The 14,890-nt window shown below is 56.3% G+C and carries 14 protein-coding genes and 1 pseudogene; 12 read left to right on the top strand and 3 right to left on the bottom strand.

Annotation, left to right across the window (positions count from 1 at the left end; translation table 11 throughout):
- Positions 1–26: 26 nt before the first annotated feature.
- Positions 27–1,523, bottom strand: a complete 1,497-nt coding sequence (ansP, locus tag L383_RS16260; RefSeq protein ID WP_014883943.1) for an L-asparagine permease — start codon at positions 1,521–1,523, stop codon at positions 27–29.
- Positions 1,524–1,940: 417 nt separating this feature from the next.
- Between ansP and L383_RS16265 the strand changes: the two genes are divergently transcribed.
- The 11 genes and pseudogenes from L383_RS16265 to L383_RS16320 all read left to right on the top strand — a co-directional run bounded on the left by L383_RS16265 (position 1,941) and on the right by L383_RS16320 (position 12,222).
- Complete coding sequence (locus L383_RS16265; protein WP_023330494.1) at positions 1,941–2,480, top strand: AAA family ATPase; 540 nt, start codon at positions 1,941–1,943, stop codon at positions 2,478–2,480.
- A gap of 110 nt (positions 2,481–2,590) precedes the next feature.
- Positions 2,591–3,592, top strand: coding sequence for an LLM class flavin-dependent oxidoreductase (locus tag L383_RS16270; protein WP_023330493.1), 1,002 nt, complete (start codon positions 2,591–2,593; stop codon positions 3,590–3,592).
- Positions 3,589–4,710: an amidohydrolase gene (locus L383_RS16275; protein ID WP_023330492.1), complete on the top strand. Its 1,122-nt coding sequence runs from the start codon at positions 3,589–3,591 to the stop codon at positions 4,708–4,710. Before L383_RS16270 ends, L383_RS16275 begins: the two co-directional genes overlap by 4 nt.
- 17 nt (positions 4,711–4,727) lie before the next feature.
- Positions 4,728–6,991 (top strand): annotated as a pseudogene (locus L383_RS26320) (NtaA/DmoA family FMN-dependent monooxygenase).
- 9 nt (positions 6,992–7,000) lie between these two features.
- Positions 7,001–7,510 carry a GNAT family N-acetyltransferase gene (locus L383_RS16290; RefSeq protein WP_023330489.1) on the top strand — a complete coding sequence of 170 codons (510 nt, stop codon included), beginning with the start codon at positions 7,001–7,003 and terminating at the stop codon, positions 7,508–7,510.
- A 9-nt stretch (positions 7,511–7,519) separates the two neighbouring features.
- Positions 7,520–8,446, top strand: coding sequence for an amino acid ABC transporter permease (locus tag L383_RS16295; RefSeq protein WP_023330488.1), 927 nt, complete (start codon positions 7,520–7,522; stop codon positions 8,444–8,446).
- Entirely contained in the window at positions 8,430–9,203 is a 774-nt protein-coding gene (locus L383_RS16300; protein ID WP_014883935.1) for an amino acid ABC transporter ATP-binding protein, read from the top strand. The genes L383_RS16295 and L383_RS16300 overlap by 17 nt, the downstream gene beginning before the upstream one ends.
- 9 nt (positions 9,204–9,212) lie before the next feature.
- Positions 9,213–10,100, top strand: a complete 888-nt coding sequence (locus tag L383_RS16305) for an ABC transporter substrate-binding protein (RefSeq protein ID WP_023330487.1) — start codon at positions 9,213–9,215, stop codon at positions 10,098–10,100.
- Positions 10,101–10,141: 41 nt separating this feature from the next.
- Entirely contained in the window at positions 10,142–10,759 is a 618-nt protein-coding gene (locus L383_RS16310; protein WP_014883933.1) for a glutathione S-transferase family protein, read from the top strand.
- A gap of 37 nt (positions 10,760–10,796) precedes the next feature.
- Entirely contained in the window at positions 10,797–11,027 is a 231-nt protein-coding gene (gene pptA / locus L383_RS16315) for a tautomerase PptA (RefSeq protein WP_014883932.1), read from the top strand.
- A 193-nt stretch (positions 11,028–11,220) separates the two neighbouring features.
- The gene (locus L383_RS16320; protein WP_023330486.1) at positions 11,221–12,222 is read left to right on the top strand and encodes a Kdo(2)-lipid IV(A) acyltransferase; all 1,002 of its coding nucleotides are present in this window, start codon (positions 11,221–11,223) and stop codon (positions 12,220–12,222) included.
- Between the two features lie 82 nt (positions 12,223–12,304).
- On the opposite strand, the gene L383_RS16325 is transcribed toward L383_RS16320, so the two are convergent.
- On the bottom strand, positions 12,305–13,801 hold the full coding sequence (locus L383_RS16325) for a MocR-like pyridoxine biosynthesis transcription factor PdxR (protein WP_023330485.1): 1,497 nt from the start codon (positions 13,799–13,801) through the stop codon (positions 12,305–12,307).
- Positions 13,802–13,965: 164 nt separating this feature from the next.
- On the opposite strand from L383_RS16325, the gene L383_RS16330 reads away from it, so the two are divergent.
- Entirely contained in the window at positions 13,966–14,421 is a 456-nt protein-coding gene (locus tag L383_RS16330; protein WP_023330484.1) for a GNAT family N-acetyltransferase, read from the top strand.
- A gap of 63 nt (positions 14,422–14,484) precedes the next feature.
- Here the strand turns inward: L383_RS16330 and L383_RS16335 are convergent, their stop codons facing one another.
- Positions 14,485–14,784 (bottom strand): ArsR/SmtB family transcription factor, encoded by a 300-nt coding sequence (locus L383_RS16335; protein WP_023330483.1) that lies wholly within the window; start codon positions 14,782–14,784, stop codon positions 14,485–14,487.
- Positions 14,785–14,890: the final 106 nt, after the last annotated feature.

The raw sequence follows: 14,890 nt of genomic DNA, 5'->3' as shown, positions 1-14,890 counted from the left end.
GGCGAAGCCGCCACCCGGCTTTTTTATTAACGCGAGGTCTCTTCCACCAGCGGTGCGTCGTGTTTTTCATCATCAGGATGAACCGGCGCGGTGCTGTGAATTTCGTGAACGCGTTTACGTACGCCGAACCAGCCTGCGATCAGCAATACGGCCAGCAGCGGAATGGTGGCGATGGTATAGGTACCGTTCGGGTAGTCGAACGCCATCAGTACCAGCACGCTAAACAGGAAGAGCAGGGTGAGCCATGAGGTCACCGGTGCGCCCGGCAGCTTAAAGCTGACGTCTGCGGCTTTGCCTTCTTTAATGGCTTTACGCAGGCGCATCTGGCAAACCACGATAAAGGCCCAGGAGGCGATAATCCCAAGTGCGGCCACGTTCAGAACGATCTCGAAAACCTGAGACGGCACCAGATAGTTCAGGAATACACCGAAGACATACACCACCAGGGTCGCCAGAATACCGGCATACGGTACGTGCTGCTTGCTCATCTTCGACATGAACTTCGGCGCAGAACCGCCCATCGACATAGAGCGCAGGATACGACCGGTAGAGTAAAGGCCGGAGTTGAGGCTGGAGAGTGCCGCCGTCAGTACCACGATGTTCATGATGCTGCCAACGTAAGGCACGCCGAGCTTAGAGAAGAAGGTGACAAACGGGCTCTGACCAGCCTGATAGGCATTCCACGGCAGCAGCAGAACCAGCAGCACCACGGAGCCAACGTAGAACAGACCGATACGCCAGATCACGCTGTTAATGGCTTTCGGCACCATGGTCTGCGGATCTTTACATTCACCCGCTGCGGTACCGACCAGTTCGATAGAGGCAAAGGCAAACACGACGCCCTGAACCAGAACCAGCGCAGGCAGCAGACCGTGCGGGAAGAAACCGCCGTTATCGGTTATCAGGTGGAAGCCGGTGGCATTGCCATCCAGCGGCTTACCGCTGCCGAGGAACACGGTCCCGACGACCAGGAAAATCACAATCGCCAGCACTTTTACCAGCGCAAACCAGAACTCCATTTCGGCGAACCACTTCACGCCGATCATGTTCATGGTGCCGACAATCGCCAGCGCACCAAGGGCAAAGACCCACTGCGGCACATCGCCAAACGCGCCCCAGTAGTGCATGTAGAGCGCAACGGCGGTGATATCGACGATACCGGTCATCGCCCAGTTGACGAAGTACATCCAGCCTGCCACGTAGGCCGCTTTTTCACCGAGGAATTCACGGGCGTAGGAAACAAAACTCCCACTGGACGGACGATGCAGCACCAGTTCACCCAGTGCGCGAAGAATGAAGAAAGAGAAGATCCCGCACACCAGATACACCAGGGCGAGAGCCGGGCCAGCCATTTGCAGACGCGCACCAGCACCTAAAAACAGACCTGTTCCGATAGCGCCGCCGATGGCGATCATTTGCACCTGACGGTTGCCCATCGCTTTGTGGTAGCCCTCTTCGTGGGAGTTCAACCAGCGACGTTTAGCAGCGTGATGATCGGCTGCGCTTTTATTGCTTGTTTTCATTGAGTTACCTGTTTGCCTGTCTGAACCATTATCGTGATAGTCCTGCCTGGCAGAGAGCGATACAAACGATTGCTTCTGCGCAAACACATGTCGCCTTCCCAGTCATTCTGCGTATGGATAAGGCGAAACATGGCGAGGCATCCTACCTGCAATTCATAAGCGACGCAAAATATAACCGTGTCGAAAGTGATGCAGGTCGAAGGAAATCGTGTGGTCAGAGCAGATGAGGATTACAACACGCTGAATCGTGGCGAGTTTTTAGACAGAACTAATAGTGAAGTGCTGCTTTAATCATCAGAAATCCTTAATAATTACGTTGAGGTAGCGCGCAATGAGGCAGCGCGTCACGGGCATTTCATTAACAAAAATAAAACGATATGATCCGAAATGTTTTCTTCAGCATGGCCAGGCGGAACGGTGAAAATCAATATTATCGGTACCAGCGGGAGCGGAAAGAGTACGCTTGCCCGGCGCATCGCGACGGAACTGTCGCTCCCTTATATTGAGATGGACAGGCTCTACTGGCGTTCTGAGTGGAAGGGAACGCCCGGTGAGGAGCTACTGGAGACGCTGGAAAATACGCTCGCTGCCACACCCGGCTGGGTGCTTGATGGCAACTACAACCGCACGCGCCCGGTGAAATGGCGTGAGGTTGATCTGGTCGTGTGGGTGGACTGCGGTTTTGTCCGTACGCTCTGGCAGGCGGTGACGCGCGCGTTTAAACGCGCATGGCACCAACAGGAACTGTGGCCTGGCACAGGAAACTGCGAAAGCTTCCGCCGCTCATTTTTCAGCCGGGAATCCATCATCATCTGGACCCTTAAAACCTGGCGCATTAACCGCGAGCGTTACGACGCTGATATGAAAAACCCGCAATACGCCCACATTCAGTTTGTTCGCATCACCCATCGCCAGGAGGCGGATGCGCTGATTGCTTCGCTGAAAACTCATCCCTAGCAGGGCGCTGTATATCTGATTTCCAGAAAACTAAATGTAAATTAATTGTTTCTCAGTGGTGAAATACGCCTTTAATAATGTCGACATGTTAAGTCAAACGAGAACGCAACATGTCATGGCGAATCAGCATTCTGGACAAAAGCCCCATCGCTGAAAACGAAACGGCTGCCGATGCACTGGCGCGTACGTTAGCGCTGGCGCAGCAGGCAGAAAATCTGGGCTATCACCGCTTCTGGATTGCCGAACACCACAATACCCCTCAGCTTGCAAGTCCCTCGCCGGAGCTGCTGATTGCCTGGATCCTCGGGCAAACAACGCGCATCCGGGTCGGTTCCGGGGGCGTCATGCTCCAGCACTACAGTCCGTATAAAGTCGCCGAGAATTTCAACGTGCTGGCCGCGCTGGCGCCCGGCCGCGTGGATCTTGGCGTCGGAAAAGCGCCTGGCGGATTACCGCTCTCGACCCGCGCGCTGCAGCAGGGGCTGGATCAGCAGGAAAAGGGCAGCTTTGCCGAACAGCTGGCCCAGCTCGATCGCTGGATCCGCCCTGAAAACCACTCAGCGGAGGAAGCCGTTCGCGCCACGCCGCAGCCACCGGTACCTGCACAGGGTTTTCTGCTGGGCGCCAGCACGGAAAGCGCGCTGCTCGCCGCATCACTCGACTGGCACTTTGTCTTTGCCGCGCATCTGAACGGAGACCCGGAACTGTTACGCGAGGTGGTTTCGACCTGGCGTAAGAACAGCGCGCGGGAGGTGATAGTGGCGGTGCAGGCGATTATCGCACCGACCCAGGTTGAGGCCGAAGCCCTGGCGCAGAAGGTCGAAGTGTGGGGTGTTGAGCTGGCAAACGGCCAGCGCGTGACCGTCGCCAGCGAGGATCAGGCCTATGCCTTTGCGCGTCAGGCCGGGAGTGAGCCGGTGCGCATCGCCCGTCGCGCCCAGTCGCTGCTGGCGGGGACGGCGGAGTCGGTGCTGGAACAGCTGAACGCGCTACACGCGCAGTGGGGGATCGACGAATTTATCATCGACACGCCGGTTGCGGAGGGGGCAACGCGCGTGCAGTCCCTGCGTTTGCTGGCCGAGGCGCGTCTGAACAGGGAGGTTACCGTATGAGCTTTGGTGAACAACTGATTGCCTGGCGTCGCGAGCTGCATCAGAACCCGGAGCTGTCCGGCCAGGAAGTGGAAACGACGGCGCGCCTGCGCCGGTGGCTGTCAGCCGCGGGCATCACGCCGCTGCCTTACGACCTGCCGACCGGTGTGGTGGCGGAGATCGGGACCGGTAACAAACTGATCGCGCTGCGGGCAGACATTGATGCCCTGCCCATTGAGGAGCGCAGCGGCGTGCCGTTTAGCTCGCAACAGCCCGGCGTGATGCATGCCTGCGGACACGATATCCATACCAGCGTGATCCTCGGTGCAGCGTTAAAACTGAAAGCGCGGGAAGCCTCGCTTAAGGGGCGGGTGCGGATCCTGTTTCAGCCAGCCGAAGAGAACTTTGGGGGGGCGAAGAGCATGGTGCGGGCCGGTGCCCTGCGGGATGTCAGCGCGATTTTTGGGATGCACAACGAGCCCGGCCTGCCGGTGGGGAAGTTCGCGACCCGTGGCGGGCCGTTCTATGCCAACGTCGACCGCTTCGCGATCCGCATTACCGGAAAAGGCGCGCACGCCGCGCGCCCGCATGAAGGCAACGACGCTATTCTCCTGGCCAGCCAGCTGGTGACCGTGCTGCAAAGCGTCGCCAGCCGCAATGTGAATACGCTGGATTCGGTAGTGTTGAGCGTGACGCGCATCGCCGGGGGCAACACCTGGAACGTGCTGCCGGAAAACGTTGAGCTGGAAGGTACGCTACGCACTCACCGCACGGAAGTGCAGCAAAACGTGAAAGCCCGCGTGGGGGAAATTGCGGCCGGTTTTGCCAGTGCCTTTAGCGCGCAGATTGATATCACCTGGTTTGCCGGGCCCACTGCGCTGGTCAATGACCAACGCTGGGCCGATTTCGCCACCTCGGTCGCCCGTGAAGCGGGGTATGAAACCCATCACGCCGAGCTACATATGGGCGGAGAAGATTTCGCAGTCTATCTCCAGTCTGTTCCCGGCGCGTTTGTCAGCATCGGCAGCAACAGTCCGTTTGGTTTACACCACCCGGCATTTAATCCGGATGAAGCCTTAATTGAACCCGCTGCCCGCTATTTTGCCCAGCTTGCGGAACACGCCCTGCAACACGTCTGATTAATCATGAGGTAAATATGTCTGCACATCGTCAACTGCGGCTCGGGACCATTTTGCATGGCGCATCCGGAAATATGTCCGCCTGGCGTCATCCGGCGGCCGTCGCGGATGCCAGTATCAATTTTGATTTCGTTAAAGAGACGGCATTAAAAGCGGAAGAGGGCAAACTCGATTTCTTATTCGTTGCCGACGGTCTTTATATTAACGAAAAATCGATCCCGCATTTTTTAAACCGTTTTGAGCCCTTAACGGTGTTATCTGCGCTGGCAAGTATTACCTCGCGACTGGGGCTGGTGGGAACCTTATCCACCTCCTACAGCGAGCCCTTTACCACGGCGCGGCAGTTCGCCAGCCTCGACCACCTGAGCAACGGACGCGCTGGCTGGAACGTGGTGACTTCGCCGCTGGAAGGTTCAGCGAAGAACTTTTCCCGCGAAAAACACCCGGAACATGCGCTGCGCTATCGCATTGCCGATGAGTATCTGGACGTGGTGAAAGGACTATGGGACTCCTGGGAAGAGGATGCCTTTATCCGTAATAAAGAGAGCGGTCAGTTTTTTGACCCGGCTAAACTGCACTCCCTGAATCATCACGGGGATTTCTTCCAGGTCGCCGGGCCGCTCAATATTGGTCGCACGCCGCAAGGACGTCCGGTTGTCTTTCAGGCCGGTGCGTCGGATGACGGGAAAAAACTGGCGGCAAAACATGCCGACGCCATTTTTACCCACCATGACACCTTCGAAGAAGCAAAAGCGTTTTATCGTGACGTGAAACAGCAACTGGAAACGAACGGTCGGCGCGCGTCTGACTTACAGATTTTCCAGGGCGTCAGCGTCATCGTTGGCAACGATGCAGAAGACGTGGAAAACCAGTACCAGACTACGGCGGCGCTGGTGTCGATTCACGATGCCCTTAATTACCTCGGACGTTATTTTGAGCATCACGACTTTAGTCAGTATCCGCTCGACGAGCCGTTCCCGGATATCGGCGATCTAGGCAAAAACAGCTTCCGCAGCACCACCGATGAAATTAAGCGTCACGCCCGCGAACGCAACTTAACCCTGCGCCAGGTGGCGCTGGAAGCCGCGTCGCCGCGCCCGCGTTTTTCCGGCACGCCGGAAGAGGTTGCAGACGGCCTTCAGGCCTGGTTTGAAGGCTATGCCGCAGACGGCTTCATCATTCAGGGCGGCACGCCGGATACCTTCCCGCGCTTTGTTGACCAGGTAGTGCCCGTTTTGCAGGCCCGCGGCCTGTTCCGTACCGACTATCCCGGCACCACGTTGCGCGACAGCTTAGGTCTGGATCAACCGAAAAACACGTTCACACAACAATAAAAGAGAACACCGCTATGCAGAAAACATCGCTTATTCTGGCGCTCGCGCTGGCCTTTACCCCTGTCGTCCGGGCAGAGAATGTCACGATTAACGGCACTGGCGTGAGTATTGAGGCCAATAAAACGCCGATCAACACCGTCAAAAACGGCGAGGCGGTCGCGCAGCTACCGAAGGATTATCGCTTTGCCGTACCCGGGAAATTTACCGTGGCGGTGGCGGGGCTGAATCAACCGCCGCTCACGGTTTTCTCCGATGACAACAAAACGCTGTTGGGAAGCGAGGTCGACGTCGCTCGCCTGGTGGCTGACAGCCTCGGGCTGGAGCTGAACGTGGTGCCGACCTCGTGGGAAGACTGGCCGCTGGGCGTGGCGTCCGGAAAATACGATGCCGCCATCAGTAATATTACCGTCACCAAAGCGCGCAAAGAGAAGTTTGATTTCGCCTCCTACCGTAAGGACTCCCTCGGTTTCTACGTGAAATCGACCAGCCCGATTACCTCGCTTAAAAAAGCAGAGGACATCGCCGGGCTCAGGATTATTGTGGGCTCCGGTACCAACCAGGAAGCCATTCTGCTGGCATGGAATGCCGAGAACCTCAGGAAAGGGCTGAAACCCTTTACTCCAATCTACACCAAAGACGATGCGGCGCAAACGCTGGCGCTGCAGTCCGGGCGCGCGGATGCCTACTTTGGCCCGAACGTGATAGGCGCGTGGAAAGCGGCGCTCAACGGCAAAACCAAACTCGTCGGCAGCGTGGACGGCGGCTGGCCGAAAGCGGCGCACATCGCGGTCACGCTGAGAAAAGGCAGCGGCCTGGTCGAGCCGGTGCAAACCGCGCTTAATGGCGTAATCAAAAACGGCGATTACGACAAAGTTCTAAACCGCTGGGGAGAAGGGGTTGAGCGCATTGCTCATTCCGAGGTGAACCCGGCAGGTCTGGGAGATTAAGGAGGCGCTATGCGTGAACAATTTCGTGATGTTTCGCCGGAAGATGCCGAACTGCAGCCGATTATCGAGGGACTGTTCGGTGAATATGCCGCCCGCTACGGCGACTACTTCTCTAAGGACGCGGAAGTTGAGCTCACGGCGTGGTATTTAGCGCCACAGGGGCTGTTTATCGTGCTGGAACGTGACGAGAAGATTATCGCCACCGGTGCGTACAAACCCTTTGATGAACGGACCGCCGAAATTAAACGCATCTGGACGGACAAATCCCTGCGTCAGCAGGGGCTTGCTGCCCGCGTGGTGCAGGAACTGGAGCGCAGGGCGGTGCTGGCGGGTTACAGCCAGATCTACCTGACGACCGGTTTTCGTCAACCGGAAGCGGTGCGGCTCTATCTCAGCCAGGGATACCAGCCGCAGTTCGATCTCACCCGTGACCCGGAAGAGTACAGCCAGCCGCCGTTTGACGGTCGGCTGCGTTTCACCAAAACGCTGGTACGTGAAGCGTTCAGTAAAACCGCATGAGGAACGACGATGAGCAACGTTGAAACCATTAAGGTGGTCCCGGCGCGTTATCCGCTGCGGACTGTCGGCGCCGTGGTGGCCCTGTTTATCCTGGCCGTTGTGATCCAGTCCGTGGCCTTTAACCCGCGCTGGGAGTGGGCGGTGTTTGCCCGCTGGTTCTTTGACCCGGTGATCCTCGCAGGTGTCGGGCAGACCCTGCTGCTGACCCTGATCGGCACTGCGCTGAGCGTGGTGATTGGCGGCCTGCTGGCCCTGGCGAGACTCTCTTCCTCCTGGCTGTTAAGCAGCCTGGCGTGGGGATACATCTGGTTGTTCCGCTCGCTGCCGCTCATAGTCGTGCTGATCATCCTCTACAACTTCTCCTATCTCTACGACACGCTCTCGCTCGGCGTACCGTTCACCCGCATCACCTGGGGCAGTTTTGAAACCATCAACGTGCTCGGGCAATTTTCTACCGCGGTGGTGGGGTTAACCCTCGTTCAGAGTGCCTATACTGCCGAGATCATTCGTGGCGGATTCCTCGGGGTCGATCACGGCCAGTATGAGGCTGCCGCCGCGCTCGGCCTGCCCGCATGGCGTCGCACGGTGCGGATCATTCTGCCCCAGGCGCTGCGTACCATATTGCCCGCGGGGTTCAATGAAATTATCAGTCTCGCCAAGGGTACCGCGATGGTGTATGTCCTGGCGATGCCGGAGCTGTTCTATACCATCCAGATGATCTACAACCGCACGCAGGAGGTGATCCCGCTGCTGATGGTCGGTGCCGCGTGGTACCTGGCGATCACCACCGTTCTGTCCGCTATCCAGTATGGTGTTGAGCGCGGGCTCGCCCGCAGCGAACGCCGCTCCGCCGTGAACCAGAATAGCGCCACCCGTCGTAGCCGCGCTGTCACCACCACGCCTGCACAGGAGCCCGTCCATGCAAGCCTCTCCTGAAGGACATATTTCAATTACCGGCGTCAGCAAATATTTTGGCCGCCATAAAGCGCTCGACAACGTCACGCTTGAGATCCCGCCGGGCTCCGTAACGGTGATCCTCGGGCCGTCCGGCTCGGGTAAATCGACGCTGCTACGCACCATTAACCACCTGGAGCGCGTCGACGAAGGCTTCATCCAGATCGACGGGGACTACATTGGCTACCGTCGTCAGGGTGACAGGCTTTACGAACTGAAAGAGAACGAGATCCTCAGGCAGCGCGTCAACGTGGGCTATGTGTTTCAGAACTTCAATCTCTTTCCGCATCTCACGGTGCTGGAAAATCTGATTGAGGCGCCCATCGCGCATAAAAAGCTCAGCAGGAAAGAGGCGGTGGAAAGGGCATATAGCCTGCTGGATGTGGTGGGGCTGAGGGATAAAGCGGACGCCTGGTCCCGCCATCTCTCCGGCGGCCAGCAGCAGCGCATTGCCATTGCCCGTGCGCTGGCGCTGCGTCCGCGCGTAATGCTGTTTGACGAGCCTACCTCGGCGCTGGATCCGGAGCTGGTGGGGGAAGTCCTGGACGTCATCAAAAAGCTGGCCCGCTCTGGCACCACGCTGGTGGTGGTCACGCATGAGATCGGATTTGCCCGGGAAGTGGCGGATCAGGTGGTATTTATGGTCGACGGGAAAATTGTGGAGCAGGGCAACAGCGACGACGTTTTAAACCGTCCGTCGCACCCGCGAACGCGCCAGTTCCTCTCTAAAGTGCTGTAAGGAGCGCAGATGAAATATGGATGTCTGGTTGGGTTGTTCTTCACGACGGTGAGCCACGCCGGGATTGATGTGCAGGCCAACGAGCAGCCGCTGCCGGTGACGGTGGATCGGCAGGCGGTGGCGAAGATCCCCGCAAACTACAGGTTTGTTGAGCCGGGAACGCTTACGGTTGCCGTTTCCATGCTGAACTCTCCACCGCTGGCGCTGCTGGCCAGCGACAATCGCACGCGCATCGGCAGCGATCCGGATATCGCCCGCCTGCTGGCGGGTAGCCTGGGGCTCAAACTGAAGCTGATACCGACGGCGTGGGAAGACTGGCCGCTGGGGATCGCCTCCGGACGCTACGACGTGGCGCTGGTGAACATTGCGGTGACCGAACAGCGTAAAGAGAAGTTTGATTTTGCGACCTACCGCGTCGATTCGCTGGCGTTCTCGGTGAAATCCACCAGCGAGATTCAGTCGATCAAAAGCCCGGAAGATCTGGCCGGGAAAAAGGTGATTGTCGGCTCGGGGACCAATCAGGAGCGCATCCTGCTGGGCTGGAACGAGGAGAACAAAAAGGCGGGACGCGAACCTGCGCTGCCGGTCTATCTCCACGACGATGCCTCGGGCAATCTCTATATTCAGTCTGGCCGGGCGGATGTGTTCTTTGGTCCGCAGTCGGTTTCGTCCTGGAAAGCGGCACTCACCGGAAAAACGCGCGTCGTGGGGTTAGGCCCAAAGAAAGCCTTTGTCGCCACGACCACGAAAAAGGGGAATGGGCTGGTGTACGCCCTGCAGGCCGCGCTGGACGGGGCGATTGCGCGGGGTGAGTACCAGAAGGTGCTGGCGCGCTGGGGTGAACAGGGCGAAGCGGTCACGCAGTCGGAGGTCAACCCGCCTGGGATAACCTACTAATGGTGCTCTACACTTAGGGTTTTCATCCCTGAGGGGGCAACATGATGAAACTTTATGGCGTACCCGGCTGGGGCTCGACAATCAGTGAAGTGATGCTGACCCTGGCCGATATCCCTTATCAGTTTGTGAACGTGGACGGGTTTGACCAGCCTGGTCCGCAGCGTGAGTTGCTGCAAAAGCTCAATCCGCTGTGTCAGGTGCCCACGCTGGCGCTGGAAAATGGCGCCATCATGACCGAAACGGCGGCGATTGCCCTGATGGTACTCGACCGCTGTCCCGATCTTGCGCCGCCCGTGGGGCAGGCCGAACGCCAGCAGTTTCAGCGTTTGCTTATCTGGTTTGTGGCTAACGTCTATCCCACTTTTACGTTTGCAGATTATCCCGAACGCTGGGCGCCCGACGCACCGGAACAGTTGCAGAAAAACTGCATTGCGTACCGGAAATCCCTCTATTTATGGTTCGAAAGTCAGCTTAAAGCCGCGCCGTTTGCATTGGGGGAACGACTGACGCTGCTGGATGTGTATATTGCCGTGGCGCGCACCTGGGGGCCTCGTCACGACTGGTTTGCTGCCAATACCCCGAAATTTACGGCGATCGCCGATACCGTCTGTCAGCTGCCAGAACTGCACAAGGTGTTAAAGGCAAATACTATTATCTGATAACGTGAAGCGCTCAACCACAACAGGAAACCTGCATATGCCACACGTAGATATCAAATACTTTCCCCGCGATCTCAACGACGAACAAAAAACCGCGCTGGCGGCCGATATTGCCGAAGTAATTACGCGCCATCTTAACAGTAAAGACCGTTCCATTTCGGTAGCGCTGAATGAAGTTCAGGAAGCAGACTGGAAAGCCCAGGTCTGGGATACCGAGATCGCCCCGAAGATGGATGACCTGATTAAGAAACCGGGATATTCAATGTAAGTTTTATGCCGGGTGGCCGCTTCGTCTTACCCGGCTTTGTCTGCCTCTCCAGCCTTCTTTCCGCAAAAAACGATAAAAATAAGTTTAATCTTATCCGGTACACTTTACGTTCCTGACTGACATTTTATAAATCCTTAGGAAAGATCGACAACAGAATCAATTAAGGACAGCAACGTTAAAGGATAATTTTCTCATGACAAAATTACCCCGGTTTTCACCTGCCTTTTTCCATCCTCGATACTGGCTAAGCTGGACAGGCATCGCCGCGCTATGGCTCATTATGCTACTGCCTTATCCGCTGTTATTCAGAATTGGACATCGCCTCGGGCGGCTGGCTATGCGCCTTCTCCCTCGCCGCGTGGCGATTGCCCGCCGCAACCTTGAGCTATGCTTCCCGCAGATGAAAGCAGAGGAGCGTGAAGCCTTGCTGCAGCGTAACTTTGAATCCGTGGGGATGGGGGTAATTGAAACCGGCATGGCGTGGTTCTGGCCCGAATGGCGGGTGCGTAAATGCTTTACCGTGCGCGGGTATGAGCATATGGAGCAGGCCAGGGCGCAAGGAAAGGGCGTGGTGCTGGTTGGCATGCATTTTCTCACCCTTGAACTGGGCGCGCGGATTTTTGGCATGCTCAACCCGGGGATTGGGGTTTATCGTCCGAATAATAATGCGTTGCTGGACTGGCTTCAGACGCGCGGGCGTCTGCGTTCTAATAAAACCATGCTGGACCGTCATGATTTAAAAGGCATGATCCGCGCCCTGAAGCAGAATGAGATTCTGTGGTACGCCCCGGATCACGACTATGGCAAGACTAACAGCGTGTTTGCCCCCTTCTTTGCTGTCCCGGATGCCGCAACTACGGCAGGAAGCTATATGCTGGTAAAAAGCGCTCAGCCCGCCGTGATTCCTTTCGTGCCGCGTCGCAGGGCGGACGGAACCGGTTACGAACTGATTATTCTTGAGGATATCAGCGCGTCGTTGCAGGGTGCTGACAAAGAGACGGTTGCAACGCAGATGAACAGGGCTATCGAGCGAGCCGTGCTGATGGCACCGGAGCAGTATATGTGGCTCCACCGACGCTTCAAAACGCGCCCGGAAGGCCAGCCGGACAGGTACGCCCGCCGCAAGAGCGTGGCATCGCGAGCGGATATTCTCTCCGCCGACGAGCTTACTGACCGCTCGGGCGTCCAGCACTAAGGGAGCATCCTGCCCTCACCATGCGGTGAGGGCCTGCGGTACGGCGCATAGTCCGCCTGCCACCAGGGCTGCTGTCGAGTATCTACAGTGGCGAGAGATAACAACATGACAGGAAAATAGCGGCCAGCTTTTTTACCGCGTCTTCTATTTCCCTTTCGGTGTAAGCGGCAAATCCCATTAAAAAACCGGTGGATACCGGGCTGCCTGCATATAAGCCGGTAAGTCCTAATATATCAATATCAGCGCGACGGGCCGCGGCGGCAATGTCCTTCTCGGATAGCCCGTGCCTCAGGTGGCAAGGCATCTGCATGCCACCCGCTGGCGTTGCGTACACAACATAATCAGAAAGATACTCGTCCATCAGGCTGGCCAGTTTGTCGCGACGAGCAACATAAACGTTCCTCATCTTGCGAATATAGGCACCAAAATGGCCACCCTCCAAAAATTTAGCCAGCGTCAGTTGAGTTATTGATGCGGTATGGCCGTCCATTAATGTCCTGGCCATGGTAAAGGGCTCGGTCAGTTCTGAGGGGACGATCATGTACGCAATACGTAGCCCGGGGAACAGCGACTTGGTGAACGTGCCGATATAAATTGTCCGGTTGTAAGCATCCAGCCCCTGAAGGCAGGCCATAGGCTTTCCTTCATAGTGAAACTCACTGTCATAGTCATCCTCAATGATCCAGGCGGCGTGACGGTTTGCCCAGTCAATGACGGCCAGTCGTCGGTCAAGAGAGAGCGTCACCCCGGTTGGATACTGATGAGAAGGCGTAAGGTAGATAGCTCTGGCAGGTTCGGTTAGCGAATTAAGTGCGTCAACGGATATGCCTTTTTCATCAAGAGGAACCGGGACAGGGTGCAGTCCGGCAGCCTTAAACGCTTTGTGTGCCCCTTGATAGGTGGGATCTTCAATGACAATACTCTCCCCGTTGTCCAGCAGCACGTGTGAACAGAGCGCTAGCGCCTGTTGAGAACTTGTCAGAACGATCACCTGTTCTGCACTCGCACGTGTCCCGCGCTCAAGATTGACATATTCCGCGATGGCCCGCCGTAAGCGCTCCATGCCCTGCGGTGGACTTTGCTCCAGTATTTTGTGCTGATATTCCTTCAGGACCTGCCGCTGAAGACGCTCCCAGGTTGGAATGGGGAACAGGCGGGTTTCGGGGATACCGGGCGCCAGCGGACGTGGCGAAGAAAACTCGCGGATCCCGCCACTTTCATAGATGACCTTTCCACGGGCGCTAAGTTTTGCTTTTCGTGTTTCCGCGGTTGGCGGATGCTGTCGGATACGTGGTTTTAAAAACCGGGCGCTGGAAGAGACGAAGCTCCCTCTGCCTGTTTGCCGCTCAATAAAACCTTCTGCATGCAGGCTGGAATAGGCTGCTTCAACCGTATCCCGCGAAACATTCAATGAGGTAGCCAGCGCACGTGAAGCAGGAAGCGCCTTACCGTGCGACAAGGTCCCTTCAAGTATCAATGTGCGTATCGCTCTCTGGATCCTTTCATGAAGCGGTAGTGAACCGTTTGCAGGGTCGGAAATCCATGCCTTAACCGTTTCAAGCTGCGCGTGCTTAAACATTATGTTGTCCACTTTTCCCTCTGTATCCCTTGATTCTAAAGCAATAGTGCATGTAGCAGGATGAAAAATTGGTCTGCCTTTATGATGAGAATTGGCGGGGTAAAACGGGCCATTCAGCGAATACACTCTTCCTGAAACAAATACGGGATAAGCACAGAGGCAATATGAATAATACGAGCGTGACCATTGAGGCAGTTAAAGAACGTGATTTTGAAAGCTGGATGCCACTATGGAGAAAATATCAGGAATTTTACAACGTCGATCTATCCGGGGCAGTGACAGAACGAACCTGGCAACGATTTTTCAGCCCCGTTGAGCCAGTATTCTGCGTAGTGGCACGATGCAATGGAGAGGTGGTGGGGTTTGCGCATTATCTTTTTCACCGTTCGACCTGGGCTGAGAGCGATTATTGCTACCTCGAAGATTTATATGTCAGCGATGCAGCAAGGGGCAAACACACGGGCAAACAGTTAATAGAATATGTGCAGAGAGAAGCAAGAAAACATCACGCCAGCCATCTTTACTGGCATACGCATGAAGCCAATTATCGCGCGCAACGATTGTACGACTGGATTGCGAAAAAAAGCGGGATGATTGAATATCGTATGCACGTAAGATAAATCCCTTCGCTGTCCGTGTGCCCCTTAAAAACTTTAAGGGGCATTAAACCAGACGTACTCTTATCATTTAGCCTGCAAAAGTATCTCCATCAACCCTGGAAAACGGGTATCCAGGTCGTCTCTTCGCAAAGAAATCATGTTTTCTCGTCCCTGCGGACGCTGCCAGATGACGCCGCTGTCCCGCAATACGCGCCAGTGGTGGGTCATGGTGGATTTCACCACATCTTCCGGGCGCAGCGCGTTACAGCTGAGCTCGCCGCCGTCGGCAAGTCGGCGGATAATTGACAGCCGGAGCGGGTTGCCGAGGGCAAACAGCACATTTTCCAGCAGTATTTGTTCTGTTTCAGGGTGGTTTGGGATCATCGTTTTCCTGCGTATGGCGTCAGATTGAGCTATATCAACAATAGGTCAACCCGTAAAAAATAGTTCGATAATACTCGTACAATAGGACTATTATAGCAAACGAACG

The sequence above is a fragment of the Enterobacter sp. MGH 37 genome (genome assembly GCF_000534515.1).
GTDB classification, from domain to species: Bacteria; Pseudomonadota; Gammaproteobacteria; order Enterobacterales; family Enterobacteriaceae; genus Enterobacter; species Enterobacter kobei.
This window is presented reverse-complemented; position numbering and strand designations above follow the sequence as displayed.